The organism is Paenibacillus sp. FSL W8-0186 (assembly GCF_037969765.1).
Classification (GTDB): domain Bacteria; phylum Bacillota; class Bacilli; order Paenibacillales; family Paenibacillaceae; genus Fontibacillus; species Fontibacillus woosongensis.
Map to the genome: position 1 here is coordinate 2,945,563 of NZ_CP150207.1, position 25,875 is coordinate 2,971,437.

General features: G+C 48.4%; 27 protein-coding genes. 9 read left to right on the forward strand and 18 right to left on the reverse strand.

All coding sequences use genetic code 11. The features are described from left to right. Positions 1-190 precede the first annotated feature (190 nt). The 4 genes from MKX50_RS13220 to MKX50_RS13235 all read right to left on the reverse strand — a co-directional run bounded on the left by MKX50_RS13220 (position 191) and on the right by MKX50_RS13235 (position 3,117). The gene (locus MKX50_RS13220) at positions 191-949 is read right to left on the reverse strand and encodes a MerR family transcriptional regulator (RefSeq protein WP_213592294.1); all 759 of its coding nucleotides are present in this window, start codon (positions 947-949) and stop codon (positions 191-193) included. A 134-nt stretch (positions 950-1,083) separates the two neighbouring features. Beyond that, the gene (locus MKX50_RS13225) at positions 1,084-1,752 is read right to left on the reverse strand and encodes a pectate lyase (protein ID WP_213592292.1); all 669 of its coding nucleotides are present in this window, start codon (positions 1,750-1,752) and stop codon (positions 1,084-1,086) included. Between the two features lie 231 nt (positions 1,753-1,983). Beyond that, complete coding sequence (locus tag MKX50_RS13230; RefSeq protein WP_280530421.1) at positions 1,984-2,535, reverse strand: methylated-DNA--[protein]-cysteine S-methyltransferase; 552 nt, start codon at positions 2,533-2,535, stop codon at positions 1,984-1,986. Positions 2,536-2,553: 18 nt separating this feature from the next. Next, a complete protein-coding gene (locus tag MKX50_RS13235; RefSeq protein WP_213592290.1) occupies positions 2,554-3,117 on the reverse strand; it encodes a bifunctional transcriptional activator/DNA repair enzyme AdaA in 564 nt (187 codons plus the stop codon). A gap of 147 nt (positions 3,118-3,264) precedes the next feature. Here MKX50_RS13235 and MKX50_RS13240 point away from each other — a divergent pair, with 147 nt between their 5' ends. Both MKX50_RS13240 and MKX50_RS13245 read left to right on the forward strand, forming a co-directional pair. Continuing rightward, entirely contained in the window at positions 3,265-4,176 is a 912-nt protein-coding gene (locus MKX50_RS13240; protein WP_280530420.1) for a DNA-3-methyladenine glycosylase, read from the forward strand. Positions 4,177-4,244: 68 nt separating this feature from the next. Next, the gene (locus MKX50_RS13245) at positions 4,245-5,030 is read left to right on the forward strand and encodes a hypothetical protein (RefSeq protein ID WP_213592288.1); all 786 of its coding nucleotides are present in this window, start codon (positions 4,245-4,247) and stop codon (positions 5,028-5,030) included. Positions 5,031-5,142: 112 nt separating this feature from the next. Here the strand turns inward: MKX50_RS13245 and MKX50_RS13250 are convergent, their stop codons facing one another. From MKX50_RS13250 to MKX50_RS13270, 5 genes are all read right to left on the reverse strand, one after another. Continuing rightward, on the reverse strand, positions 5,143-5,568 hold the full coding sequence (locus MKX50_RS13250) for an Rrf2 family transcriptional regulator (protein ID WP_213592286.1): 426 nt from the start codon (positions 5,566-5,568) through the stop codon (positions 5,143-5,145). An 89-nt stretch (positions 5,569-5,657) separates the two neighbouring features. After that, positions 5,658-6,443, reverse strand: a complete 786-nt coding sequence (locus MKX50_RS13255) for a TIGR00266 family protein (RefSeq protein ID WP_339157186.1) — start codon at positions 6,441-6,443, stop codon at positions 5,658-5,660. A 189-nt stretch (positions 6,444-6,632) separates the two neighbouring features. Next, positions 6,633-7,109, reverse strand: a complete 477-nt coding sequence (locus tag MKX50_RS13260) for a hypothetical protein (RefSeq protein WP_339157187.1) — start codon at positions 7,107-7,109, stop codon at positions 6,633-6,635. 92 nt (positions 7,110-7,201) lie between these two features. Continuing rightward, on the reverse strand, positions 7,202-8,329 hold the full coding sequence (locus MKX50_RS13265; RefSeq protein WP_339157188.1) for an AI-2E family transporter: 1,128 nt from the start codon (positions 8,327-8,329) through the stop codon (positions 7,202-7,204). A 51-nt stretch (positions 8,330-8,380) separates the two neighbouring features. Next, complete coding sequence (locus MKX50_RS13270; RefSeq protein WP_213592283.1) at positions 8,381-8,650, reverse strand: hypothetical protein; 270 nt, start codon at positions 8,648-8,650, stop codon at positions 8,381-8,383. Positions 8,651-8,832: 182 nt separating this feature from the next. Here MKX50_RS13270 and MKX50_RS13275 point away from each other — a divergent pair, with 182 nt between their 5' ends. Together MKX50_RS13275 and MKX50_RS13280 are read left to right on the forward strand one after the other, a co-directional pair. Then, the gene (locus MKX50_RS13275; protein WP_339160117.1) at positions 8,833-10,188 is read left to right on the forward strand and encodes a potassium transporter TrkG; all 1,356 of its coding nucleotides are present in this window, start codon (positions 8,833-8,835) and stop codon (positions 10,186-10,188) included. A 106-nt stretch (positions 10,189-10,294) separates the two neighbouring features. Next, positions 10,295-11,527 carry an aminopeptidase gene (locus MKX50_RS13280; protein WP_213592281.1) on the forward strand — a complete coding sequence of 411 codons (1,233 nt, stop codon included), beginning with the start codon at positions 10,295-10,297 and terminating at the stop codon, positions 11,525-11,527. An 87-nt stretch (positions 11,528-11,614) separates the two neighbouring features. Here MKX50_RS13280 and MKX50_RS13285 read toward each other — a convergent pair whose 3' ends face one another. Both MKX50_RS13285 and MKX50_RS13290 read right to left on the reverse strand, forming a co-directional pair. Further along, positions 11,615-11,806, reverse strand: a complete 192-nt coding sequence (locus tag MKX50_RS13285) for a hypothetical protein (protein WP_244996576.1) — start codon at positions 11,804-11,806, stop codon at positions 11,615-11,617. A gap of 57 nt (positions 11,807-11,863) precedes the next feature. Then, complete coding sequence (locus MKX50_RS13290; RefSeq protein ID WP_213592277.1) at positions 11,864-13,054, reverse strand: MFS transporter; 1,191 nt, start codon at positions 13,052-13,054, stop codon at positions 11,864-11,866. A gap of 235 nt (positions 13,055-13,289) precedes the next feature. Here MKX50_RS13290 and MKX50_RS13295 point away from each other — a divergent pair, with 235 nt between their 5' ends. Both MKX50_RS13295 and MKX50_RS13300 read left to right on the forward strand, forming a co-directional pair. Next, on the forward strand, positions 13,290-13,904 hold the full coding sequence (locus MKX50_RS13295; RefSeq protein WP_213592275.1) for a sigma-70 family RNA polymerase sigma factor: 615 nt from the start codon (positions 13,290-13,292) through the stop codon (positions 13,902-13,904). Beyond that, on the forward strand, positions 13,858-14,703 hold the full coding sequence (locus MKX50_RS13300) for a DUF4367 domain-containing protein (RefSeq protein WP_339157189.1): 846 nt from the start codon (positions 13,858-13,860) through the stop codon (positions 14,701-14,703). The genes MKX50_RS13295 and MKX50_RS13300 overlap by 47 nt, the downstream gene beginning before the upstream one ends. Positions 14,704-14,749: 46 nt before the next feature. Here the strand turns inward: MKX50_RS13300 and MKX50_RS13305 are convergent, their stop codons facing one another. The 3 genes from MKX50_RS13305 to MKX50_RS13315 all read right to left on the reverse strand — a co-directional run bounded on the left by MKX50_RS13305 (position 14,750) and on the right by MKX50_RS13315 (position 17,375). Next, positions 14,750-16,033 carry a hemolysin family protein gene (locus MKX50_RS13305; RefSeq protein ID WP_213592273.1) on the reverse strand — a complete coding sequence of 428 codons (1,284 nt, stop codon included), beginning with the start codon at positions 16,031-16,033 and terminating at the stop codon, positions 14,750-14,752. A 391-nt stretch (positions 16,034-16,424) separates the two neighbouring features. Further along, on the reverse strand, positions 16,425-16,904 hold the full coding sequence (gene gerQ, locus MKX50_RS13310; protein ID WP_213592272.1) for a spore coat protein GerQ: 480 nt from the start codon (positions 16,902-16,904) through the stop codon (positions 16,425-16,427). A gap of 48 nt (positions 16,905-16,952) precedes the next feature. Continuing rightward, positions 16,953-17,375, reverse strand: coding sequence for a cell wall hydrolase (locus MKX50_RS13315; protein WP_213592271.1), 423 nt, complete (start codon positions 17,373-17,375; stop codon positions 16,953-16,955). 283 nt (positions 17,376-17,658) lie between these two features. Here MKX50_RS13315 and MKX50_RS13320 point away from each other — a divergent pair, with 283 nt between their 5' ends. Further along, positions 17,659-18,987, forward strand: a complete 1,329-nt coding sequence (locus tag MKX50_RS13320) for an FAD-dependent oxidoreductase (RefSeq protein WP_213592270.1) — start codon at positions 17,659-17,661, stop codon at positions 18,985-18,987. Positions 18,988-19,075: 88 nt separating this feature from the next. Here the strand turns inward: MKX50_RS13320 and MKX50_RS13325 are convergent, their stop codons facing one another. The 4 genes from MKX50_RS13325 to MKX50_RS13340 all read right to left on the reverse strand — a co-directional run bounded on the left by MKX50_RS13325 (position 19,076) and on the right by MKX50_RS13340 (position 22,458). Further along, positions 19,076-19,495, reverse strand: a complete 420-nt coding sequence (locus MKX50_RS13325) for a DUF2500 domain-containing protein (protein WP_213592269.1) — start codon at positions 19,493-19,495, stop codon at positions 19,076-19,078. Positions 19,496-19,703: 208 nt separating this feature from the next. Further along, entirely contained in the window at positions 19,704-19,892 is a 189-nt protein-coding gene (locus tag MKX50_RS13330) for a hypothetical protein (RefSeq protein WP_213592267.1), read from the reverse strand. Positions 19,893-20,074: 182 nt separating this feature from the next. Next, positions 20,075-21,382: a YCF48-related protein gene (locus tag MKX50_RS13335; RefSeq protein WP_213592266.1), complete on the reverse strand. Its 1,308-nt coding sequence runs from the start codon at positions 21,380-21,382 to the stop codon at positions 20,075-20,077. Between the two features lie 89 nt (positions 21,383-21,471). Continuing rightward, entirely contained in the window at positions 21,472-22,458 is a 987-nt protein-coding gene (locus MKX50_RS13340; protein ID WP_213592265.1) for a polysaccharide deacetylase family protein, read from the reverse strand. Between the two features lie 274 nt (positions 22,459-22,732). On the opposite strand from MKX50_RS13340, the gene MKX50_RS13345 reads away from it, so the two are divergent. Both MKX50_RS13345 and xerS read left to right on the forward strand, forming a co-directional pair. Beyond that, positions 22,733-23,659, forward strand: a complete 927-nt coding sequence (locus tag MKX50_RS13345) for an L-lactate dehydrogenase (RefSeq protein ID WP_213592264.1) — start codon at positions 22,733-22,735, stop codon at positions 23,657-23,659. A 1,099-nt stretch (positions 23,660-24,758) separates the two neighbouring features. Next, the gene (xerS, locus tag MKX50_RS13350; protein ID WP_339157190.1) at positions 24,759-25,847 is read left to right on the forward strand and encodes a tyrosine recombinase XerS; all 1,089 of its coding nucleotides are present in this window, start codon (positions 24,759-24,761) and stop codon (positions 25,845-25,847) included. Positions 25,848-25,875 lie beyond the last annotated feature (28 nt).

Here is a 25,875-nt window from a genome sequence, read left to right on the forward strand (position 1 = left end):
GCAGCCGCCTTCCAATAGCTAGGGTGCCTTGCCAGAGAACAATCGACGCAAGATCGATTTTCTCTTCCTTTTGAGAGAGTACATGGTAAATCAACTACCTTTCGGAATACAGGATTCTGCCGTTCCGTCTGTTCATTGATTATGGCCACTTCCCACTTGTTCATTATTACCCGCTCTACGCAGGGATGAATCAAATTCCCGTATAAATGAGAATTGCATCGCGAAGGAACTGTGCCGTACCGGACTGTTCTGCATCATAATAAGCGGTGAACCGCTCATCGTCCACGTACATCTGCGCCAGCCCGGCATGAGCTTCTGCGCTGTATTCATTCCAAGAATAGCACAGCCACTGCTTGTGCAGATCCGCCGCCCGCTGAGCAATTTCGCTAGCTGGATCGCCGGTTCTAAATGCTTCGGCCAACGTCCGCTTGAACTCTTCCTCTAAGTGCGTCATTTTTTCGTATTGCTCCTCCGTCATCCCGCGAAATTTCAAGTTGGACTGGTCAACCTTTTCATTCCCGTATTTTTCACGGATTTCCCTGCCGAATTTCTGCTCGTTATCGTCGATCAATTGCTGTTTGAACCCTTCAAACTTCTCTTTATCCGTCATGCTTATTCTCCCTTCATGCATAGCAATCGTCTTATCCACATTTCCAATCAGGACATCCAATTGCCTTCTTCTGTCAAGGAGCTGTTCCCGGTGCTGCTTAAGCGCCAAAACGCTGTTAAAACTGGGCGAGGTGATGATCGCTTTGATCTGCTCCAGTGAAATGCCCAGCTCACGGTAGAACAAAATTTGCTGCAGCAGATCTACTTCTGCTTGGCCGTAGATGCGATAACCGGACGAGTTGATTCTTGCCGGCTTAAGAAGTTCAATCTCGTCATAGTAGCGAAGCGTTCTCGTGCTGACTCCGGCTAGCCGGGCCAGCTTCTGTATGGTATATTCCATGGGATCACCTCCTGACAACATCACTGTACACCTTTACGTAGCGAGAAGGTCAACACTTATATTTTTAAAATATATAAAAGACCTGCGAATGACAACACGTGCATGTCATTCGCAGGCCGTAACAGGCTAAACGATTAATATTGCGTATTTCCGGACTGGCTTGTGTTGCCGGATGCAAAGCCTTTAAATAAGGTAGGAACACTAGAATATCTCGTATTCGTGATTTTCCCGGTTGATGTGCTGCTGTCTGTACGCAGAATCGAATCTTTTACCTTGGAAATGTCGCAGTTGTCTACGTTCATCACAACTTTAAAAGTGGTACCGCCATTTTGCCGCACAAGCTTGCCGATATCGTTCGCTTTGAAATTCTTAATGTTGATCGTTCCAGCCGCATTCATTTGAAATACTTTGTCGTACGCCTTGTAAGCGCCTCCACCATTAATGTTAACGGTTCCAGAAGATTTGAGAGTAAGTGCATCTTCACCTACATCCGCCCATGTTACGTTGTTGATGTTGCAGTTTCCATAACAGTGAACTCCATCAGCGCCCGGCGCCCCGATAATGACGTTCGTCAGCGTGGCGTTCGCCTCCAGGCGGAAAATCGGCTTCTGATTCTCAGCCTGGCTGCCGTCGCCTAAGGTTTTCGGGTTGGCAACATAAGTTTGGCCTTTACCGTCAAACGTCGTTCCTGCCTTAACGATAATTGTAGAGTCTACCGTAATGGACGCTGCGGATGCATGGAGCGCACCGAATAGTGTCATCACTAACGATAGGGCGAGAAAAAAACTAACTTTCTTCTTCATACAAATCATCCTCCCGATATGGTGTGGAGAGTTTATGCACACGTCTGCAATTTTTAACAAATTTGTGAACATTTTCTCTCAACCACAGATTAGTGGAGGATGATTCGCAAATCAATAGGACTTTTGTATCATATTTACATCTTTGTTAATTTATAGAAATCTTATTTCAGGTTTTTCTATACCATTTTAACATACTTTCTTGCGGTGCAAAGCCTGGCAGGCTCAAAAATTTCAAAGGACCTCATAAATGGCTCCTGCCTGTTTTCCATGGTCCTGTTCCAGTTCGATTAAACGCGCCTTCATGTCCAGCCCGCCGCGATACCCCGTAAGGGCTCCATTTCTGCCTATGACACGGTGGCATGGAATGACGATCAATAACGGATTTGCCCCAATCGCGGCCCCGACAGCCCGTACAGCGGACGGTTTAGAGATTTTGCGGGCAATACCTGTATAGGATTCCGTACAGCCATAAGGGATTTCGGCGAGCGCTTTCCAGACCATCCGTTGAAACTCAGTCCCGGGAGCGTCCAATGGAAGGTTGAAGCATTCGAGCTCTCCCCGCAAATATCGACTCAATTCCTCCGCATAGGGACGCATTCTCGCTTCGTCCTCCCTCAAGCCGCAGCCGGGGAATCTCCGGTTTGCCCAAGCCGACAGCTCCGCATACGGCTGGTCATGAGAACCGACATAGCACAGTCCCCGGGTTGTTGCGGCAATATGAATGCTCCAATGATCCATCTGCAGCAATGCCCAGTATAATGGAGCTTCCGTTAACACTGTCATAATAATGAACCTCCTGTTCTATTCACGCACGCATTCGCGGTATTCTGACGGGGTCTGTCCCGTCGCTTTTTTAAAAAGGGTGATAAAATAAGAAGTGCTGCCGATACCAACAGTCTCGGCAATTTCAGCTATCGCTTTGTCGGTTGTGCGCAAATATTTTGTCGCCGTGTTCAATCTCCTTTGCTGCAGATACAGAGCTGGCGTCACCCCTTTAATTCGCTTAAAGGTGCGATGCAGATGATATGGGCTGCCATGGCACATTTCAGCCAAAATATCCAGGGTGAGCTTCTCCCGGTAGTGGGCATCCATATACCCCGCAATCTGCTCCACCCATTCAGCGTCTGGAAGCCGGCCATGAGCAGGCTTGCATCTTTTGCAGGGGCGAAAATTCGCGGATAAAGCCTCCTCCGCATTGGCAAATATTCGGACATGCTCCCTCTTTGGCGGGCGGGATTTGCAGGAAGGCCGGCAGAAAATCCCCGTCGATTGCACAGCGTAAATAAATTGGTTGTCGTAAATCGCATTATTCCCTACGATCGCTTGCCATAATTCTTCGGTTAACTGCTGGCCTTGTTTTCTCATATTGCTTCGCCTCCATAAACCAGTATAACTCCAGATTCGCCGAATTGAACGTATTTCCGAATGTAAAAGCAAGATATCGAAACTGCTAAACCAGCTTTCATGTTACAACTAGAATGAGCTCTAATCAGCCGGAATGGAGGAATAACTTTGGATGCAAGCACAGAGATGAACCTGATGATAGACGTTCCCGAGCCATTTAGCTTTGCGCAAAATTTGGCTTACTTATTAAGATCGCCCAATGAATGCCTATATCAGATCCGGGACGGACGGGTCAGCAGGGCAATCACCATTAAGGAACACATATCGATCATAGAAATCAGTGCTCACGGGGACAGTTCACTAAAAGTAACTATTAAAGGCGGCACTGCGCCCATCAGTCCATGGCTGCAATCGGAAGTCGCGAAATACGTCAGAGAATGGTTCGACATGGATCGAGAGCTTCTTCCCTTTTATGAGATGGCCAGAGAGGATCGGCTTCTGACGCAAGCGGTCTCTTCTTTTTATGGATTGCGGGTGATCGGCATCCCCGATTTGTTCGAAGCGGTAAGCTGGGGAATTCTCGGACAGCAAATCAGTCTGGGTTATGCCTATACGTTGAAAAGACGGCTTGTTGAGCGTTTTGGCAAACAAGTAAGTGTTGATAGAGAGCAGTATTGGCTCTTCCCTTCCGCAGCCGACATCGCCGGGCTAACGGTCGAAGATTTAAGCGGGCTGCGAATGACCGTCAAAAAATGCGAGTACCTTATCGGTGCAGCCCGGCAAATTGCCGAAGGGGAATTGACGAAAGACAAGCTGTTGAATGCCGGCAGTTTGAAGGCGGCGGAGCAGATGCTTGTTTCCATTCGCGGCATCGGGCCATGGACAGCTAATTATGTGCTAATGCGCTGTCTGCGGATGCCTTCGGCCTTTCCGATCGATGATGTCGGACTGCATAACGCAATTAAGCATGTAACGGGCAGCGACCGCAAGCCGACAAAGCAGGAAATCCGCACACTGGCCGCGCCGTGGACCAATTGGGAGGCATATGCGACGTTCTACTTATGGAGATTCCTGTACTGAGCATGCCGCTAATTGGAGCAAAACATGATAAAATAGAATGGAATAAACAATAAAGGCGGAGAAAATATATGGTGCATTCGTTTCTGATCGAACCGGATACGTATACGGCCTTCTCGGACGAAGCAGAGCTCATCGATAAGTGCAAGGAATGGGGCCTGCTATCCGACAAAGCGGCTAAAATCAAAACTTTCTACTATAAAGGCCATGGATTAAATGAAGCATGCAGCATTATCGGCTATGTCGATCATATTACGGCTGTCATCGAATTAGCGAACCATCACATGCATTGTATCCATCCTTCCTATCTGAAGGAAATGCAGGCCGCCAGCTATGGCATTAAAGCCGGAGACGCGGCGGAAGCGCCGAACGATAAGGGCAATGAAACAGGCTCGTCTAAGGCAGCCAATGCGGAAGCGGAACACGAAGCTAAAAATGAAGCTACCGCCGCTCCAGCGCAGGAGAAAGCGATCCCAGCCGACAATACGGACGATAAATTGCCGGCTGCGGCTGAAGAGGCCCCTAAAACCAGCAGTAAAAAAGCTAAAAAAACCAAGCTGGAGCTTCCGGAGGGCAAAGTGAAAATGGTGGCTACTGTCAAGGAGTTTACGACCATCCCCAATCACTTCTCCGATAACGACGACGAGGTCGTCATCTATGAGAATGCGAATGTCATTGAGCCTGAAATCGAAATCGGGGACGCTTGGTCAAGCCATAGCGCAACCATGAAGAAGACCGGACTAGACATTGGAGATACCATTACCTTCGAGGCTAAAATCGTGGCCAAGAAACTGGCCAAGCATCCTGTACGGCATAAGCTCAACAACGTCGCCAAAATCGAAAAGCAGGAAGCTTAAGCCAAAGCCTGCACGCTCAAAAAGCCGACTCACTCTTGCGAAGAATCGGCCTTTTGAGCTTCTTTTATCCATATTGCTACCGTTTCTATGAACTCAGGGCATCACAAGGCGGTTATGGCTTACTTTCCAAATCGCGCACAATATCCAGCAATGTAACCTTCTGAAGGGTGCTCTCCATCGCCTTCTGAGCTTCAGCAAAAACAGGTTCGATTGTCGACTGAATGTTGCGTCCTACCGGACAATTATCGTTCGTCTTGTCATGAACCGCAAACAGGCCATTCTCATCCACAGCATGGACAGCCTGGTAAATGTCCAGCAGCGTAATATCGTCTGCTTCCTTTGCCAGCTTCGAGCCGGCAACGCCCGGCCTTGCTTCTACGAGGCCTGCTTTGTTTAACATCCCTGTAATGCGCCGAATTACCACCGGGTTGGTGTTCACGCTGTCCGAAATATACTCGGACGTATTCACGCCTCCCCGGTTCGTTTCCAGCACGGTCAATATATGAATAGCGACGGCGAATCGTGAACTGATCGTCATACATATCCCTCCCGCCTATACTGTAACAAGTGTAGTTACACTAGTGCCGGATTGTCAATAGGAGGTCGGAGGCCTGAGACTAATTTGCTTTATCTTCCTTCAAACAAATTGCCCAGACCGCCTAAAATACTGCCTTCATCCTTTCGTCCCGAGAAGCGGGCCGCCGAGAGCACGCGATCGGCCATACGGCTGAACGGCAAGGACTGCACCCACACTTTGCCCGGTCCGCGCAGCGTAGCAAAGAATAGCCCTTCCCCGCCAAACAAGGCTGACTTGACTCCCTTCACGAACTCGATGTTATAATCGACTCCGGCCGTCATCGCAACCAGACAGCCTGTATCGAGGCGCAGCACTTCGCCCGGCGCGAGGTTTTTCTCCAGAACGAGACCGCCGGAGTGGACGAACGCCAGCCCGTCTCCTTCAATTTTCTGCATAATAAAGCCCTCGCCCCCGAAGAAGCCAGTGCCGAGCCGGCGCTGAAACTCAATACCTACCGATACGCCCTTGGCAGCACAGAGAAAGGAATCCTTTTGGCAAATAATTCTCCCGCCCAGCATCTGAAGATCGAGCGGAATAATTTTGCCCGGATAGGGAGATGCGAAGGTGACACTTTGTCTGTTATAGCCCTCGTTCGAAAAGACGGTCATGAACAAGCCTTCCCCGGTTAGAAGCCGTTTGCCCGCTCCCATCAGCTTACCGACCAGCCCGCCGCCATTGTCGCTGCCATCGCCAAAAATCGTCTCCATCCGAATGTCCTGATCCATCATCATGAAGCTTCCTGCTTCGGCGACTACGCTCTCCCCCTGATCCAGCTGAATTTCGACGCACTGCATTTCGTTGCCATAAATTTCAAAATCGATTTCATGTGCATTCATACGCAGCCCTCCAATAATCAACATAATTATAGTTATGTAAACCGAAGATAGCTAAAGCGAAAATCCATTCCGTTTTGCTTATTTCATTATACACCGTGATCACCGCAAAAATAAAAAAGACATCCATTTCTCCGGTAGGAAAAGGATGCCCCGCAGGGGAACCGCATATCATAAATACCCATTCACCTGCTACTTGTATTCTAAAATATCTTGCATCTGCTTGGCCAATTCAATATAAGGACCTTCCGACAGAATATTGAAGGCCAAATGGGTCGCGCGCATGCTGAGCAGCTTATCGCCAGGATGCAAACCGAACTGCTGCCATGTCTGGAGAGGAAGCTTGATATAACGGTCCTTGCTCAGCAGCACCCAGCAGAACATGCGCTCCTTAAAGGTAACGGCCTGCCCTTCGGGAAGGGAGTGGTTCTGCAGCTCAGGCAAGCTCCCAAAAATCGCCGCAAGCGGCGAATTTGGGATCAATTCTTTACAGACGACACTGAAACCCTTCGCCGTATTCCGGCCCGACATTAAGATAATTTTGGAGTTCAACGTGATATTGTATTCCTGCAGGGCCTGATCCGGCAGGCAAAAAGATCCGTCAGGAAGTATCGTACTCCATGCGTAGAAGTACTTCCCGCCTTTGGCGGTTACTGCCATACTTATCATCCCCCGAGAATTAATGATAGCCTGTAGCATCATCATCTCCCAAGGGGATGGAATGGAGATATGACTTTGATCACCATGATCAGGAAATGAGACTAGCGATGCACATCCTCCGAGGCTGGGACAGCCGCCTGCAGTGATGCGTCCTCCTCGTCCCCCTTCCTGCTGTCCAAATACAATTGATACATGCGCACGATAATGATTTTCGCCATCATATATACGGGAATTGCCAGAATCATGCCCAGAATGCCCGCGAAGTCGCCGGCGATCAATAACAGAATAATTGTGGTCAGCGGATGGATGTTGATCGTCTTCCCATAAATATACGGGGAGATCAAATTGCCTTCGATCTGCTGGGAAACTACGACGATCACGATGACCCAAATTACCATCGATGTAGATTCAGTAAATGCCACGATCACACAGGGAATAGCCCCCAGGAACGGACCGAAGTAAGGGATGAAATTGAACAGCGCCCCGACGATGGCCAGCAGCAGCGGATAAGGCAAACCGATCAGCCAAAAGCCGACAAAACCCATGACAGCCAGCAGTACAGCGCTAATCATTCGCCCGGCAATAAAACCTTTGAGCCCGTTATCGATTTCGTGGATAACCTGCTCGCCGTCACGCCGATAACGCTTCGGTAGCATCCGCGTCAAGGTTGGGGTCACCCGGTCATCCTGCTTCAGCATGTAGTATAGAAGGATCGGCGCCGTTCCCACGACGATGAAGAAATCATTCAGAAAAGTGACGACATGGGAGATCGATTTAGTGGCCGCTTCAATCACGGAGTTGATATACTCTGTTAACTTGTTCGATATTTGCGCGTTCTGTTCACTGAACATGGAGAACAGCCGGGATTGCCGGATTTCATTGAACTGGGCTTGCAGCTCGCGAAGCAGCAGCGGCACATTATTCACGAAATCGGTCACCTGCTTCTGCAGCGGAGGCCACACAACGATCAGAAAGACCGTAACCACGCCAGCAAACAGCAAGTAGATGGCCAGAATGGACAGCATCCGGTTCCAGCCTTTCCGTTCCAGAAACTGCACAATCGGCCGGAGCAAATAATACAAAAATCCCGACAGCATAACCGGCACAATTAGAATATTAATTAAAGTAACGAGCGGAATAAAAATAAAGCTAACCTTGGACAATAATAAAATGATCGTCAGAACCATGATGATGCCAAGGCAGATACGGTAAAACGGCTTTTGCAGCAAGCAATCTCCTCCCCTTCGGACAGTGTAAAGTCGCCGCTTGTCGCCTCCTCCTTATTCGGCTGGCAGCGTATCCCATGCCGCATCCAGCAGCCGGTCAAACATTTCGTCATCCTCTTCGATCCTTGCATCGACGAGCAGGAATTGCTCCTCAATCCCGGATTCATCCGCATAATGCAGACTGTAGTCCCAATCGTCCCCCTTCTTGCTGAAGAACGTAATTTCGTAATTGGCTTTATGCGATGCAACTTTAAAAATCGTTTTGCCTATGTAAGTGCCATCCTCCTGCCGTTGCATTTGTGCTTCAACGATGTGCAGCTCCATTCTGACGTCTCTCCTCTGCTCTATTAATTTTGTTGCGAAGAACGGTGTGAATTTTGTTAAAATTGCTCTATAATCGGTATACCTGCGCTAACCTTCGGCCAAGCCAAAGGCTTGCTCAGCTTTATTTATCGTAACATGTTTTGTTTCAATTTCAAGAAGTCTATATTGAGGTGCATACCAAAGTGCTTAAGCGCAAAAAAAAGCAAGATTCACTATCCCCTGCCAAAGTATTAACTTTTGGATTTACCCTTATTATCGTCATCGGCACGTTTCTGCTGTCCCTCGGGCCTGCCTCGGCGAGCGGCCAGAAGCTCGGTCTGGTGGACGCATTTTTTATGGCGACGTCAGCCGTCTGCGTAACCGGGCTGGTTGTGGTCGATCCGGCAACGCAATTTTCGCTATTCGGCGAACTCACGTTAATCATTCTTACCCAAATCGGCGGCTTGGGATTTATGACGATGGGAACCTTAATCGCTCTCGCCTTCAACCGGCGCATTTCCCTGCGCGACCGCCTGGTGCTTCAGGAGGCGATGAAGCAGAACACGCTGGAAGGACTCGTCTCACTGATTCGGCGGGTGGCGATTTACTCCTTTGTCATCGAATCGGCCGGAGCTCTGCTGCTAGCCATAAGATGGTCTTTTGATATGCCTCTGGGTCAGGCGCTCTATTATGGAGTATTTCACAGTATTTCAATTTTTAATAACGCAGGGTTTGACTTGTTCGGAGCGGTACATGGTCCTTATAGCGGACTTTCCGCTTACGTCAGCGATCCCTTTGTCAATATTGTGGTCATCGTCCTGATCGTGCTTGGCGGCATCGGCTTCATCGTACTGGCAGACTTGCTGTCGTTCCGTACAACTCGCAGGCTGTCCTTGCATTCCAAAGTCGTGCTCACCGTATCAGGGATTCTTATCATCGCCGGTTCGCTGCTTATTTTTGTGATGGAGGTATTCAAATCTCCCGCATTTCAGGAGCTGTCGCTGACGGATCAGATTTTTGCAGCGGTATTCCACTCCGTGAGCGCACGTTCCGGCGGAGTGTCGACCCTAAGCGTGTCGGACATGCAGCAATCGACCCAGTTCCTGCTTCTGCTGCTGATGTTCATCGGGGCCGCGCCAGGCTCTACAGGAGGCGGAATCAAAGTAACCGTGTTCGCCATCCTCATCGGCGCAATGTATTCCATGCTGCGGGGCAAAGAAGATATTGTATTCTTTCGCAAACGTCTGTCCAAAGAGTCCATTCTGCGGGCGATCACGCAGACTTGGCTGGCTCTGTTTCTTGTGATCCTTACTGCCATGATCCTATCCGCCGTGGAAGACCGGGCCTTTCTCGCGCTTCTATTTGAGACAACCTCGGCGTTCGCGACCTCCGGTCTGAGCCTGGACGTGACGACGAAGCTGACAGATTTCAGCAAAGTGGTGCTCGGACTCGTGATGTTCCTCGGCCGGATTGGACCGCTGACTCTAGTATACGCTTTGACTCCTAAATCCAAAAAGGAGCTGTTTCGTTATCCAGAAGGCGATTTTATCATCGGATAATGGAATCATGCCTAGAACTGACCCGCTCGCTTGGATACACTTTCCGTTTCGTAGTACAATATAAGGTAGCTAGAATTATCTATGTCACTATGGAGGAGTTACAAATATGACTGATTTCGATCTGAAATTGCAGAAATATGCGGAGCTAGCCGTCAAGATTGGTGTTCAAATCCAGAAAGGGCAGAATCTGATCATTAATGCGACGATTGATTCCGCTGAATTGGTCCGTCTGATCGTGAAGGAGGCTTACAACGAAGGGGCCCGCTTTGTGAAAGTCAATTGGAGCGACGATACGGTTACCCGCCTGCGCTATGATATGGCTGCGGACGATTCTTTCCTCGACGAGCCAAAATGGTATGCCGGAGAAATGCTGGAATACGTAGAGAACAATGCAGCCGTGCTGCATGTCATTTCCTCGGATCCGGATTTGTTGAACGGAGTACCAACGGAGCGTCTGACCAATCACCAGAAAACCTATTCCAAAGCAATGACTAAATATCGCCAGCTCCAAATGGCTAACTTCTTCACCTGGTCAATCGTTGCTGTCCCTTCCAAAGCATGGGCTGCCAAAGTATTTCCGAATCTGCCGGAAGACCAGCAGGTCCCTGCGCTATGGGAAGCGATCTTCCGCACCGTACGCGTAGACCAGCCTGATCCGGTCGCAGCTTGGAAGGAGCATATCGCGAACTTGAGCCAGAAAGCGGATTACCTTAATCGCAAGAAGTTCCAGAAGCTGCATTATGTCGCTCCAGGAACGGATTTGACGATCGAGCTTCCGGCTGACCACTTATGGGTAGCTGCAGAGAGCGATAACGATAAAGGCGTCAGCTTCTTGGCGAATTTGCCTACCGAGGAAGTCTTCACCGCCCCGCTGAAAACCGGTGTCAACGGCACGGTATCCAGCACGAAACCGCTGAGCTACAGCGGCAATATCATCGATAAGTTCTCCTTAACCTTCGAGAATGGCAAAATCGTCGGCTATAAGGCCGAGCAAGGTGAAGCGACCCTGAAGCAGCTTGTAGAGATGGATGAGGGCGCAAGCTACCTCGGTGAGGTAGCTTTGGTACCGCACGGGTCGCCAATTTCCCAATCCGGCCTCCTGTTCTACAATACCTTGTTCGACGAGAATGCCTCTAACCATTTGGCCATCGGCGCAGGGTATGCCTTTACGCTGAACGGCGGCACGACCATGTCGCAGGAGCAGCTGCAGGAAGCTGGCCTGAACCAAAGCCTGGTTCATGTAGACTTCATGATCGGCTCCGGGGAAATGGACATTTACGGCATTTCAGCAGACGGCGAACAGGAGCAAATTTTCGCCAAAGGCAATTGGGCGATCTAATCTTTCGCCATTTGAAGGGAAAAAGAGCCAAGCCGGCGCATCTTTGCGCTTGCTTGGCTCTTCGCTTCTTGGGCACTGATTCGCTTATCAATCGAGAATCATTGCAACCAATACGGAAATGACAATAACGGAAGCGGCGTACATCACCGTAAGCCCTACGATATTTTTCGTCGTCCGCTTATCATAATTGGGGTTGCCTGTCCGGTTCTGTTTAGATGCCCCCACCCATAGCGTCCCTATTCCTGCGATTATGACCAGAGCGATAATAACAACATACATCCAGCTCACGATTGGTTACCTCCTCTGCAGCATCCTGCATTGATTATGACAAATGTCTCAGGCTTCGGCAATACGTTTTGCACGAAATCGTTCGATAAAGATAGCCGAAATGCTAAGAATCAAGAGCAGGGCGACGAACGCGGACAGCAGCCAGGCGGATGTATCCGCTCCGACGACGTCCATGCTTTTGCCCATAGCGAGCGGCAGAGCCGCCCCTCCTGTCCCCCCTGCAGCGATAAGGATGCTAGGCGTAGACTCCTCGGCCCCAGGCAGCAGCTTGCTGGCGAATACAAGGGCGATCGAGAACAGCCCCGACATGAACAGTCCGAACAGCAAAATAAGAACGAACATTACTGATAACTGCCCAGTAATGGCAAACAGCGATATGAGCACCAGGCTAGCAGCACAGCTCCACAGCACATAACGGCCGTAGGAAATGCGCTCTGCAATGACCCCGCAGAATACGCGGCCTACCGTCATGGCCATCCAGAACAAGGTAACACTGAGGGCAGCAGTCGATTTGTCGGTCCCCAGCTTCTCTATTAGCAAGGATGGCAGAAAGTTAACAAAGCTCATTTCCGTACCGACGTAAAGGAAGAAGAAGATCGTAAAGACGGCAAGCAGCAGCCCCCGTACTCCCTGGTACTGTGCTAACAGTGCCCCCTTCTTCTCCCGTTTGGCTTCCTTCGCATTCAGCAAATCGTTTAATTCTCCAAAGTCACTCTTCGTCCAGGCCAGCAGCATCAGCAAAGCCGACAAAGCGATAAAAAGGAAGGAAAAACGCCACATTTCCGTCCGGATCAGCCAGCCAGCGATCAGCGGCATGACCAAGGCTCCGACCCCGAAAAATACCTCGAGCTTACTCATCGCAACGGCCGTGCCTTCTTTTACCGCTACGATAATCAGCGTGCCGATAACGGCTTCGATCATGCCAAATCCGAATCCGGCAACCGTCCCGACCACATACATCCATTCCCACGGAAGCAGCATCGTGTAGCAAACTTCGGCGATGCAAAGCATCCCTGTCGCGATGATCAGCCCTGTTCTTTTACCAAAATTGGATATAAGCAGCGGTGAAACAAGCACCCCTACCAGAAAACCGGCAAACTGCGCAAAAATCAGGCTTCCGCCGGCCGTGTACTCCTTGCCGTAATGCTCAAGCAGGTTAGGCATAATCGACCCGACGACGACGTGCGCTAGACCGATTAGCAAATACGCCCAACAACCCATCCAAATTAAGCGTTTCATGTTTAATGCTAAGCTCCTCTCCCGATGCACCTATTTAATATGTATGACATCCAACTACTCTATTGTAGATTAAAGTAACAGGCGCGTCACCACCCTGCTGATGAACAACTGAAAGATTCACAATTCAGTGTAAGTTTTCATGTAGAGGGAAAAGATTCCTCTTCCGCCAGAAATCATGTAGAATGCTTATAGATGAATATGAAAAACCGTTAGGGGAACCGGAGAGGAGAAAATCATGTCGGAACGCCTGAAATGGTTGCTCGTCGCTGATTTTTACGACTTAGCCGAGAGCGTTCAGGAAGAAATTTATTATGCTTTCTACGATCTTGTCTATGGATCAGTTTATTATATGATCAAAGATCATCAAACCAGCGAAGATATTATACAGGAAGCTTTCCTTAAAGTCGTTGCGAGCAAGCCTGCCTTCGACAGTGAAGTCGGGATGAAATCCTGGCTGAAAGTCGTTACGCGGAATACGGCCATCAATTTTTTAAGAAAAAGCAAAAAGTACCGTAACCATTTGGATGCGGATAGTGTTTATATAGAAATAGATCCATTCATCAACCCCACCGGCTCCGTTGAGCAAATCGTGGAAACGAAACTAATGGAAGAAGCCATCATCGATTACTTACATAAACTTAAGCCGGAATACCGCTTACTGATGGAATACCGTTGGAAACTGGGGCTGAGCTATAAAGAAATCGCCGAAAGGCTCCATATTAGCGAAGATGTTGTTAGACAGCGATTGCACCGTACGCGAGAAGGAATCAAAAAAATGCTGTATAAAGAGTGGGGTGACCATATTGAAACGAAGCAGTCCCCGCGAAGCCGTATATCCCGCGGAGTTTAACATACTGTTTGATGAAGCCTTTGACGAGGCAACCAAGCAGCTTCCTCCCTATACCAACGCTTATAAGCAACAATCCTGGAATGCATTACAGCCAAAGCTCATGAAGCAGGTTAGACGCCGCAAACGCTGGAAATGGCTGCGCCGTTACGAGGTCATTGCTTTGGTTGCCGCATTTATGCTGTTTAGCGCAATTCTGTTCACGCCGCCAATCGTGACGGAAGCAGTCTCCCCTATTTATCAGGAATTGAGGAGCTGGGGCAACGGCATGAGCCAGATCATTTTTGGCAAAGGGCGGCATCCGGACCAAAGCGGCGTAACATATGCGCTGAATGCTTCCTATGACGAAGCAGACGTCAGCCAGCCGCCATGTCCGAAAGTATTTCCGTTGTCCATGAAGACGCAGCTGAACGATTTAAGGGAGAGCCTCCCTTTTTCGCTTCCTAAGATCACCTATATGCCTAGAGGATATATATTTAATTCGGCAGAACCAATTACCGCAAAGGGCTCTGCCCTTGGACCCGCGGGGAGCGGACAGATCGAAGGCGTATATTTGCTGTTCGAAACGCGGCACAACCAGCAATTGACCATGATGTTCAAGACGCTGAAGGAGGACGAGATCATCCGCATGCCCTATGAAGAGAACATCGAGACGGTGACCTTGAACAATGGCACCATCGCTTATTTTACTCCGGGGAAAACGCAACAAATTACCTTCATGATCGGCGATATCTACTTCATGGCTGCAGGCGGTTTGGATAAAGAAGATCTTCTGAAAATCGCAAATGGCCTAGATATATAAGAAAGGGTGCCCTTTCGGGCACCCTTCTTCTCCGTTGTTATCTATGTTACGCGCCGGTTCCCTCTAGCGGAATCAACTCCTGCTTCACGAGCTTCACGCGCGATATTCTCTTGTTGTCGGTTTGTTCTACTACGTAAATATAGCCATCATTCTCGACAGATTGCCCGACCTGTGGCGGCAGCACCTGGATTCTCGAATATAACCAGCCGCCGATCGTATCGTAATCATCCGAATCCAGCTCCAGGCCGAATCGGTCGTTTACCGCTTCAATCAGCATAAGCCCGTCGATAGAATAGGTATCCTCGCCAATTTGCTCAATCCCGGGACGTTCCTCGTCAAATTCATCCTGGATTTCACCGACGATTTCCTCGACGATATCCTCCAGCGTGACAAGTCCGGACGTACCGCCGTATTCGTCAATCAATATCGCAATTTGCGTCTTGTTCCGCTGCATGCGCTTCATCAAGTCGCTGATGTGGGTGGATTCGGGCACAGCCATTATTGGACGAAGCAGGTCTAAATAATTCGCCGAGTTCGAACGTATCAAATCTTTTATATGAATAAAGCCGATCACGTGATCCTTGTCGTTGGCACATACCGGATAACGTGTACGTGTTCCCTCTAAAGCGATTTCCAAATTTTCATGCAAGGTGTTCTGGGTATACAGACAGATCATTTCGGTACGAGGTATCATGATTTCTCTTGCCGTTGTATCCGCAAATTCAAAAATGTTATCCACGAGGGACATCTCGGTACTATCGATCAGACCGCTCTCGCTGCTCTCCTTCATCATCACCCTGATTTCTTCCTCAGTATGCGCTGAATCATGCTGCTCCTTAAGCGGCTCGATGCCGAATATTTTCAGCAGGCCGGATGACAAGCCGTTCAGCACCCAAATCATCGGAAACATCAGTCGGTAGAACACTTGCATGGGGCGTGCCGACAGCAGGGTAACCTTCTCCGCATTGCGGACGGCCACCGTCTTCGGCGCCAGCTCCCCAAGAACGATATGCAGCACGGCGATAAGCAAAAATGCCGTCGCCAGCGAAATGGTGTATGCGGCCTTGCTCCCTATCCCCGCGAACTGAAAAATCGGATTCAGCAGACGCGCCACAACCGGCTCACCAAGCCATCCTAGACCAAGAGAGCTAAGCGTAATGCCCAGCTGGCATGCGGACAAATAACCGTCCAGACGGCTCATGAGTCCTTTTGCCGTGATGGCGCTCTTCTTCCCCTCCTCAATCAAGGCATCGATTCGGCCTGCGCGAACTTTCACAATCGCAAATTCAGCCGAGACGAAAAATCCGTTAAGCAGAACTAATATAATCATAAGTCCCACGTGGTAAATACTCGGTAAAGGGTCAGTCAATACGATTCCTATTCCCGCTGTACAAAAAGCGGAGAACAGGTGCACCTCCTTCGCGGTTTGAATTAATTTGACTGTGAACAGGTTCATGACCTTTTACATCTAATTATATTATTATACACTACACAGTCAAACGGCATGGTATGACAACAGACAAGAGTAAAGGGCTAATTTATTTTGTTTTCCACCTAAAGTTGCGGTTGGTACATCGATACCTAGCTTTTGCTGGCTTTTCCTATCGATTTGATGCCAATTCCCATATGAATGAACACAAATAGATCAACAGAATGAAACAAGGCTGCCCGATCGGGCAGCCTTGTTTTGCGTATCGCTGGCGATCGGATATGAAAGCCCGCTATCTTGACGTCTGCGGATTTCCGATCGTTCCCGGATATTGATAATACAGCGGTTCAGCAAAAGTAGCGTAGTCCAGATTCACCATGAGCAGAACTGTACGTACTCCCGTTGCTGGGTCGCTGATAATGATATGGTCGCGGCCAGCCGCTTCGAGGACGCCTTTGAATATTTTCGCGTTCCATTCGGAGTTGTTCTCATAAGTCATGTAAAATGTGCCCACCTTGCCCAGGTTCAAGCGAAAAATGTTCTCGATATAGGATTGCTCAAATTGTGGAGTTGCCGTTGGTACGACCGTACCCGTCGGCGTCATCGGACTGCCGCTTGGCACCTGCGGCGGATACGGCAGCTGCATTCCCCCTCCCCCTTGCATCTGCATTGGCAGTTGCTGTTGTGGAGAATAAGTGCTACCCCCGGCGAAAGCTCCTGACGGGCTGTTGCCGATCTTATAGGTGACCGGCCGGTAATTTGGATTGAACATGGAATTATACCTCCTTAATTTATTGTTTGTGAAGGGAGACAGCTCCCGTTAAAATACAGAAGGACAATTCTCAAAGGTTGGGGAGAAGAAGCAATGAGCCTTAAATCGCCCTGTGTTTTGCTGGTTGTACCAGGTACCAGGGCATTCGCCTTCCGGTCTGAAGAACCATAAAGCATTGCTCGCTGGCCATGTGCGCTCACCGTTAACCACCCTTCTGGCCAGGCGGATGTCGGAATCGCGGGCTCTTTGATAGAAGTAGCCTTTTTGAGGGGCCTCGAACCCTCCGGGCGACTGAAATACCATTTGGTTCATGGTTCTTATATCCCTGAAATCAAGGCAATTGCCGAGTATCCGATTAACGCCGACGTTGCCGACCATCAACATGCCTAGTTCGCCTTCCCCTTCTGCTTCCGCACGCATCAGACGGGCCAGCAGTCTGACATCCTCGGAGTTTGCTTTTATGACAGCCAAGTGGCTTTCCTCCTTCAATCTCTAATGAACGATATATCCTATGTGCATCCGCCCATATTTGTGCCTATTTTTTTGTTGTTTGTTGCATTGTCAATCCGGTATGGCGAAGGTTTGCGATGAATGCGATTTCATTTTTGAACAAATCGTGTCTATTTCTATGGACGCGCTTACATGAATAGCATATACTAATAATGAATCCATGCTTCGAACATATGGAGTCGGAGCAGAATGTTGCGAGAAGCGCTTAAGCTGTGCTTCACAAAACGAATGGGAGGTACGACTAATGAGAATCGCGATTGTTGGCGGTGGACTTTCAGGGTTAACGGCCGCTGCTTATCTGTCCGACAGTCCGGGTATACAGGGAACAGTGTTCGAGCGTAGCCCACAGTTGGGCGGTAGAGCCTTTACTTATGAGAAATCAGGTTTCACGCTGAATTATGGAGCACATGCGGTTTACGGCATCGACAGACATACGCTGCTGGATATGGAGAACGAGCTGAACCTCCGTTTTAACAGCAAGCAGGTAGACAAACGGAATGTTGTATATGCCAAGCATGGACAACTCACTCCCGCTCCGCTTGATTTCGTAAATATTATGAAGACTGGCGTACTTACAACGATGGAGAAAATTCGTTTTGTTGCAGAAGTCGCTGCGGTCATCACTAATATTCATCAATTGAAAAATTATCCGACGTTAGGCGAATATTTGAATAAGTCTAACGCTTCTCCTGACGTCAAAGAGCTGTGGGAGCATCTAGTCAGCTCCAATTTCTTCATCACCCCGGAAGAAGCGAGACGCGTATCCGGCGAAGTAATCGCCGAATACTACCATAACCTGTTCCTCTCGCACAAGCCGGTAAACTACATCCTCGGCAGCTGGTCAACCATTACGAATCAGCTGGTGGATAAGATTTCCCAGAACAAGGATTGGGAAATTGCCGTTAAGGAGCCGGTTGAATCGATTACGATGGAAAATGACAAATTCATACTGAACACCAAAACTCGCGATTCATTAGTTTTTGATCAGGTCATTTTCGCTATGCCAGTACAGCAAGTCGCTAAATTACTGGAATCGACACCTTGGGGCCAGTCCCTTGAACCTTACAAAAACAATACATCAACAGAAGTGCTGGTATACGACGTCGGATTCTCCAAGATCATCAATCGTCCCTTCCACTATATCAGCGATATGAATAACAAGCTGTTCATCAGCGACGTCTCGGCGACGGATCATACCGTTGTTCCTGAAGGCGGGCAACTGCTGCAGGGCATCGCCTACTTGAATGATGATTTTGCGGATGAAGAACAGAAGAAGCAATATCTGGAGAGCAAGACCATGCAGATGGAAGCGCTCTTTGATACTTACTACCCGGGCTGGCGCGACAATACGGCGGTTAAGCGTGTATCGAAGAAGGCCATGGTCGCCAGCGTCAAGAACATCCATTCAAATAAGCTGCTGCCCAATAGGCTGGATCAGGTTCCCTTCTATTTCTGCGGGGATGGCTGCGAAGGCAAGGGAGAGCTGGCTGAACGCGCCTTCTCAAGCGGGCGCAAGGTCGCCCAGGATATTCTGGCCAACACGGCCAACGTTAAAGCGCTATCTTATTCATGACAATCAAACAGCAAGAGAGCTGCCCGGCCTGGACAGCTCTCTTGCTGTTATTTGTAAGGCACCATAGCGGCAGCCTGCTTGGAACAATTCAATAATTTCTCCTCAAGTCACGATACCCATCATCCATATTCCGGGACGATCTGCCTAAACGTTCAAATCCCAGGTAGCGATTTCCTTGAAAAGACAGCTTCCCTTGATCCCCTTCCGCACATTGTCCATACTCCAGTCCACTTACCGGAAATTCCAGCCGGTCTCCACTTTCTACCTCAAAAGTGATGAAGTACTTGCTGTCCATCTGGCTTACTGCCGTATCCGTGTTATGGCGATGAGAAACCTCCGTACGTTTGCCCACGATAATTGTTGAGACAATGAGCAGCGGCTGCTTGGAGTTGATCGCGTACCTTAGTATTCCCCGGCCAACAGAAATGAGAATGATCCCTAGGATGATAATGAAGAAAATAGGAAGCGCAGTGTTCATGACGCCGAACATTTCCACCCAAGATTGCATCCTTCTCCCTCCTCGCATTAATGCCGGTAGTAGAACAATGTTAATGGTTCTTTGGTCGTCCCTGTTCTTCTCTTCTATGTATATGCCTTGGGCAGTGAAACTTGTCATAGGCCCCGTGATAAATTCCTGGGTCTAAAACAACAAACCTCCGGTTCCTGAGCCTTGAACCGAAGGTTATGCTGATCGTGCCCTTACTATAGAGTGAATACTATGCATAATAGAATTGCAGCAATTGACGAGTTTCTTCCGCGCCGGCCGCTTCTGCTTCCGGCTCATACCATCCATTTTCGGCCCAGCAGGCTTTGCAGGCTTCTTCTGTCGTACACAAATGCGCATCCTCACAATGGTAACAAAATTGCAGCAGGTTGCGGGTTACTTGATCTTGATCCGTTTTCATCTTAATCTCTCCTATTGTTTAATCTGTTAAGCATTGTTCTTCCTGAGTTAAATATATCACACACCTCCCCTCCGACAATGTGATTATTTTCACAATTGTATGAACTTTTATTTTTCTTTTGTATCCATAAAAATAAAGCCATTTATTCCCGCTGATACAGGAATAAATGGCTGCTGATTAAGCTATAATACACGCCAGCTGACGCCGCCGTCGAGGGTTTGAAGCAATAATGACCGTTTCTGATTGCTTTGCGCTACGAGCAGCCAACCGACTTCAGCTGTCGAGAATCTCACTTTGACAATCTCCGGATAATCCGTCAGGATCTTCGTCAATACTTTGCTTTCCGGCAGCAGCGTCCAGGTCTTGCCCTGATCCAGAGTGTGATACACCTTGGAGTCCCGCAACAACCACCCTTCCTCGCTGCTTATAAAAGCAGGGGCTAAAGACTCGTTTAATCCGTCCTGCCAAAACGAATTAAATGGAGCCAAATTCCACGTATCCCCATTGTCTGCCGTGAAATAGCCGTTGAATTTCGTGCTCTTCTCTTTCACACACCCGATCGGTATCCAGCCGTTTAACGGTTCTGAAGAGAAAAATGGCTCTGAAGAAAGGAATGGTTCTGTAGAAAAGAATTGCAGCTCCCCTGCCACAAATTTCTCACAGGATTTGTATTTAGCTGTAGAGAAGAAGTCCTTGACCTCAGACCAGCTGATACCGCCATTATCCGTCGTGTACAGCTTGGGAATGCCTGAGCTGATCATACTAACATAGCCATGCATCCGGTCACGGAACACCATGGAAAGCTCGCTTCCGGAGCTCGGAAGCAGATGTTCGAGAGCGGCATCCGAAGAAGAGAGGCTGCCCATGATTTTGGACCATGTCGCTCCCCCGTCTTCCGTTTGGTACAGCGTCTTTTCTTCCTTTTCCGGGTAAGATTTCGCCGCTAATATCCAGCCATGAGAATCGTCCGTGAAATAAATCGCAGCAACCTGCTCCGATCCCGGAAGAGCAGCGATTTTCCAGGTAGCTCCGCCGTCACGGGTGCGCAGCACAATCGCATCGCTTGAACCGACAGGATTGCGAACAATCCAGCCATATGTTTCGTTGTAAAAGAAAATATCACGATTGTATTTAGGATGATACGGAAATTGCACGGAAGCGGCCGGTGATATGCTTGTCCAGGTTTTGCCGCTATTCTGCGTAAGATACAGGCGCAGCTCACTGCGAGTCGCCCCCCAGGCAATGCCCGCATTCTCGCTAAGCAGATGGAAGTCAGTCAGCCTCGTCTGAATTTGATACTGCTTCCCGTCTTCTGTATTGGCGGCTGTCTGCTCCGTTAGTACCTGTGGATTCTCAATCGTAATGACTTGCCCTTCCTCAACGGGTTCATCCTGAACCGGACTTACTGTCTCGCCTTGCTGGGAGGAACATGCTGTCAGAAGCAGGCAAGAAATCAGCAGCGCTCCGGTTAATTTATACCATAAACTCAACTATCAGCACCTCGCTTACCAGGTTCAAGCTGCATTTCATATTATATCATAAGATAGAAATCATAGATTAATAGCTTCCAGTAAGGAAATTACAAGCGGGAATCCCCGGCAAAATTGACGGAGAAATGCTGCTCCGGCTTATAAACGGCAAAAGCATAACCCTTATCCGTTAAATATTGAATGATTTGCGGCAAGGTTTCGACCGTCTGCTCTTTCTCATGCATCAAAATAACCTCTACGTCCCGATGCACCTGGCGTTTGACTTCTTGCATGATTTTATCCGGCTTCCCCGTGTATTTCCAATCCTTGGAGTCTATCGTCCAATCCCACATTTTAAAGCCTGCTTTCACGATATCGTTGCGGAACTCCTTGCCAATCTGCGGTTTGCTGCCGTAGGGCGCGCGAATGAGCCAAGGAGCTGTTCCAGTTATATCCTCAACCATGCCCTGTACCTTCTTAAATTCCTTCAGGAAATTAGCAGAGCTGCCGCTGTTGTACAATATCTTTTTATTATGGGTCATGCTATGTAAACCGATGTAATTGCCCTGTTCAGATGCGGCTTTAATGGAACCCTCATAACCTTTAATCTGGTTTCCTATGACAAAAAAAGTAGCATGAATACCATGTTCGTTCAGTATGGCTACAATATCGTCAGTATACTTGCTTGGACCGTCATCAAAGGTCAGGTAAGCCACTTTAGGTTGGGCAGCTTTGGGTGCGTTGGACGGCTCGTTAGTGCCGGCTGGTGAATCTTTGCTGTTCTGCGGTTCATGGTTATTCTTCGAGGGCTGCGTGGATTCAGAATCAGGCTCGGCTTCCGTGGGAATTTGGTCTGGAAGCTGGGCTTTCTCGTTGCCTCCGGCTAATTTAGGGATAACAACTGAAGCGCTGTTCGTTTTAACAGATTTGAAATTAATTTGCGATATCCCTACGATTGCGGACATAATTAAAGCCACAGAGGATAATACTAATGCCAATAAAATAATAGGCTGTCTGAATTTTTTGCGCGGCCTTTTGCGAATTTTTTTTCTAGTTTCCATCTGGTTGTTATTCGACATCATCATGCTTATCACCATTTCCCTCTCTCCATGTGTATTACTAGAATAATATAAAAAGAGGGGTTACGTCCTTACAGAAAGGTTACCCTCTGGTTACAAAGTTCTCATTTAGAATCTGTGAAAAAACTCAAAAAATAGCAAAAGCCTGACGTATTCCATATTGAAGTCCGCAGCGTAAAGCTCAAATTTTAGCCATTAAAACTTTAGCTACATGCTTTTAATTTGAAATGATTCATGTACAATGAAATCAGGTGAATACATATTCGTCATATGTTTAGAAGGAGATGAAAAATTGACAACACAATTGCGATCTAGCCGAGTTGTTATTATTGGAACAGGTGCTGTAGGAGCGACCACGGCTTATACATTGCTCCTTCGCGAAAGCGTATCCGAGCTGGTGCTTATCGACGCCAACAAAGACAGAGCCCTTGGAGAAGCCCTGGACATGAATCATGGCCTCCCTTTTACCGGCGGCGTCAAGCTGTGGGCGGGCGATTACAGCGATTGCAAAGACGCTGACATCATCATCATCGCGGCCGGAGCCTCCCAAGCGCCTGGCGAGACGCGGATTGACCTGCTTAAGCGCAATGCGGGAATTTTCGACAGCATTATCAAGAATATCGTAAAATACAATAACCACGGGATCATTCTCGTTGCAACCAATCCTGTGGACATTCTGTCATACGTATCCCTCAAGAAAAGCGGCTTCCCATCCAACCGCGTAATCGGTTCTGGAACGCTTCTGGACAGCGCACGCTTCCGTTATTTGATCGGCCAGAACAAGAAAATCAACCCGCGCAGCATTCATGCGCACATTATCGGCGAACACGGCGACACGGAGGTTCCGCTCTGGAGCCTGGCCAACGTTGCAGGCATTGATCTGGAATTCACCGAGGAAGAACGCACCAACATTTTTAACAGCACCAAAAATGCGGCCTATGAAATCATCAATGCCAAAGGTGCTACCTTCTATGCTATCGCGCTCGCACTGGATCGGATCGTTACTTCCATTCTTCAGGACGAAGGCTCCGTGCTCAATGTCTCTACCCTGTTAAGCAACTATAACGGGGTGTCCGACGTATATCTTGGGGTGCCAAGCATCGTTGACCGTACAGGGGTGCGTGAAGTGCTTGACTTGAAGCTCAGCGGAGAGGAGCTGGAGAAATTCCAGCATTCCGCGAATAAGCTAAAATCCGAAATCGAAAAATTGGATTTATAAGACGACAAACCTGGGGTTCTTTCGACCTCAGGTTTGTTTGCGCATTAAGGCATTGTTAGATCAGAAACAAATGCTGTGGCAAGTCTCGCATATACACTGTTCACCCAGTTGGCTAAACGGACGGGGACACCGCCTATGAGCGTTCCGGTATTCTTACCGAAATAGGTTTTCATTCAGGTGTGCAAGTCATCTCTGCCAAGAAACAGGAACACGATTGGTTCTCCCTCGCCTATCTTCTAGAACCTCTTCCAATATGAGTGAGAACATCACCTTCATCGACATTTCTAGCCACAGGCCTTTAGTTAATACTATTAATTATTTCGCATGCGGCCAAACGGTTGACTCCAGCCTACGATTGCCGCTGACAGATGATGTTACGAATAATGCTGATAGTTGTTGCTCACAGGTGACGTTAACAGGTGATGTTACTATTGATGCTGACAGGTGTGGTAACCTATCGACTGTTGCTGCCTAACGCTTACACCGCCAGATAGTTGGTGATTGACGATGCCTACGACTGCGTCTGACTGTTGATGTAACTATCGGTTGATGACGTTACCTATCGCTTGATGCCGACAGTTGATGAACCTATCAGTTGCCGTATGACGGTTAACACTATCTAACGGTTGCTATCGCTGTTATTTCGCCGGATGTATCACTGTTTGAGAATCTAACGGTTGTATATGCCGCTGTTCTAGCAATTTATGTAATGCTACAACGATTTCGGCGTGAATAACGTGGATGATAACCGTTAGAATTCCTAAGAGCTCATTTTCGGCTGAATAACGATTGTGGCAACCGTTAGAATTCCTTGCTTCCGCTGTTTGAACAGCGCCTTTTTACCTGAATGAATTCACTAGACCGAGTTGTGTGTTGAATGATATATAAAGTGACTAGGAAGCGCAATAAATTAGCTTTTCTGTTATGAATTTTTCATATAGTGTGTTTTTCATTATAACGCCGTAATGCCGGCAAATTCAAGCTATATAATACTTATTTCTTCGTTTCCTCGTTTTCTCGTTGCGCCCTCCTTCGCCAGTGTGCGATTGGTTTATGCTACAATAGAATCAACATTGTTGGATTCGGAGGTACAGCCCTTATGAATATACAAAAAGCGATAGATCGGAAAAAACTGGATGAAAAAGTTGTTCATATGCCCTGGTTCGTCCAGCAATTCATTGATTACAAGCTCCCGGATCTTTCCCCCTCGACCTTGCTGGAATATATTCGCGACTATGAAGCGTTCTTTAACTGGCTTCGCGCCGAAGGCCTCTCTTCCGCAGCATCGAACGCCGAAATAACGCTGCTCGATTTGGAGACGCTGCGGATGGACAGCATCGTAGGCTTCCGCCTTCATTTGACGACGCGAGTGGAAGGCAATAACTCCAAAATTACCATATCACGCAAAATGTCGTCCCTGCGCTCGCTTTTCCACTATTTAAGCCAAATCGCTGAGGATGAGGAGTTTTATCCCCTCCTAAAGCGCAATATCATGGCTAAAGTCGAGATTAAACGGATACATAAACCCAAGGATACGGCGGCCAAGCTGAAAGGAAAGCTGCTCGAAGAGGATGAACTGCTGGAATTCATCGGATATATCCGCGAAGGCTACGGAGCCGACGTGCAAAATAACAAGCAGGCGCTATATGCTCACGAGCTTAATAAAGAACGGGACGCCTGCATCGCGAGCCTAATCCTCAATTCGGGCCTGCGCGTCTCCGAGGTCGTCAATTTGAACATCGACGATCTCGATATAACCAATAAAATCATTTATGTATATCGAAAAGGAAACAATGACGAGACCTTTAAAACACCGGTATACTTCCGCGAGCAATCCAAGGACGAGTTGACCGAATATTTAGAGCTGCGCCAAACGCGCTACAATACGCCCAAACGGGAAAAGGCGTTGTTCGTAGCCCTTCCGAATGGCCAGAAGGAAGGGAAACGGATGACGAAGCGGGCGATCCAGGCTATGATCATCAAATACGCAAAACGATTCGGCAAACCTTATTTAACAGTTCACAAGCTGCGCCACTCGTTCGCGACCGATTACTACTTGCAAAATGATATTTACAAAACCAAGGAGCAGCTTGGGCATGCCTCAACTGAGACAACGGAAGTATATGCCCACCTGACCGACAAAACGATGTCCGAAGCCATCGAGCGGCGGGCAAGCTCCGACTCCTAACCGATATATCCTTATGCATATGAAAATC

Bases quoted from the DNA above. Each gene is read 5' to 3' on its own strand.
- gerQ (WP_213592272.1), bottom strand. From the start codon at position 16,904: ATGTTCAATCCAAATTACCGGCCGGTCACCTATAAGATCGGCAACAGC.
- MKX50_RS13330 (WP_213592267.1), bottom strand. From the start codon at position 19,892: ATGAAAACGGATCAAGATCAAGTAACCCGCAACCTGCTGCAATTTTGT.
- MKX50_RS13320 (WP_213592270.1), top strand. From the start codon at position 17,659: ATGAGAATCGCGATTGTTGGCGGTGGACTTTCAGGGTTAACGGCCGCT.
- MKX50_RS13270 (WP_213592283.1), bottom strand. From the start codon at position 8,650: ATGGAGCTGCACATCGTTGAAGCACAAATGCAACGGCAGGAGGATGGC.
- MKX50_RS13255 (WP_339157186.1), bottom strand. From the start codon at position 6,443: ATGAATGCACATGAAATCGATTTTGAAATTTATGGCAACGAAATGCAG.
- MKX50_RS13230 (WP_280530421.1), bottom strand. From the start codon at position 2,535: ATGACAGTGTTAACGGAAGCTCCATTATACTGGGCATTGCTGCAGATG.
- MKX50_RS13225 (WP_213592292.1), bottom strand. From the start codon at position 1,752: ATGAAGAAGAAAGTTAGTTTTTTTCTCGCCCTATCGTTAGTGATGACA.
- MKX50_RS13245 (WP_213592288.1), top strand. From the start codon at position 4,245: ATGGTGCATTCGTTTCTGATCGAACCGGATACGTATACGGCCTTCTCG.
- MKX50_RS13280 (WP_213592281.1), top strand. From the start codon at position 10,295: ATGACTGATTTCGATCTGAAATTGCAGAAATATGCGGAGCTAGCCGTC.
- MKX50_RS13325 (WP_213592269.1), bottom strand. From the start codon at position 19,495: ATGCAATCTTGGGTGGAAATGTTCGGCGTCATGAACACTGCGCTTCCT.
- MKX50_RS13305 (WP_213592273.1), bottom strand. From the start codon at position 16,033: ATGATTATATTAGTTCTGCTTAACGGATTTTTCGTCTCGGCTGAATTT.
- MKX50_RS13340 (WP_213592265.1), bottom strand. From the start codon at position 22,458: ATGGTGATAAGCATGATGATGTCGAATAACAACCAGATGGAAACTAGA.
- MKX50_RS13235 (WP_213592290.1), bottom strand. From the start codon at position 3,117: ATGAGAAAACAAGGCCAGCAGTTAACCGAAGAATTATGGCAAGCGATC.
- MKX50_RS13290 (WP_213592277.1), bottom strand. From the start codon at position 13,054: ATGAAACGCTTAATTTGGATGGGTTGTTGGGCGTATTTGCTAATCGGT.
- xerS (WP_339157190.1), top strand. From the start codon at position 24,759: ATGAATATACAAAAAGCGATAGATCGGAAAAAACTGGATGAAAAAGTT.
- MKX50_RS13260 (WP_339157187.1), bottom strand. From the start codon at position 7,109: ATGATAAGTATGGCAGTAACCGCCAAAGGCGGGAAGTACTTCTACGCA.
- MKX50_RS13295 (WP_213592275.1), top strand. From the start codon at position 13,290: ATGTCGGAACGCCTGAAATGGTTGCTCGTCGCTGATTTTTACGACTTA.
- MKX50_RS13285 (WP_244996576.1), bottom strand. From the start codon at position 11,806: ATGTATGTTGTTATTATCGCTCTGGTCATAATCGCAGGAATAGGGACG.
- MKX50_RS13220 (WP_213592294.1), bottom strand. From the start codon at position 949: ATGGAATATACCATACAGAAGCTGGCCCGGCTAGCCGGAGTCAGCACG.
- MKX50_RS13250 (WP_213592286.1), bottom strand. From the start codon at position 5,568: ATGACGATCAGTTCACGATTCGCCGTCGCTATTCATATATTGACCGTG.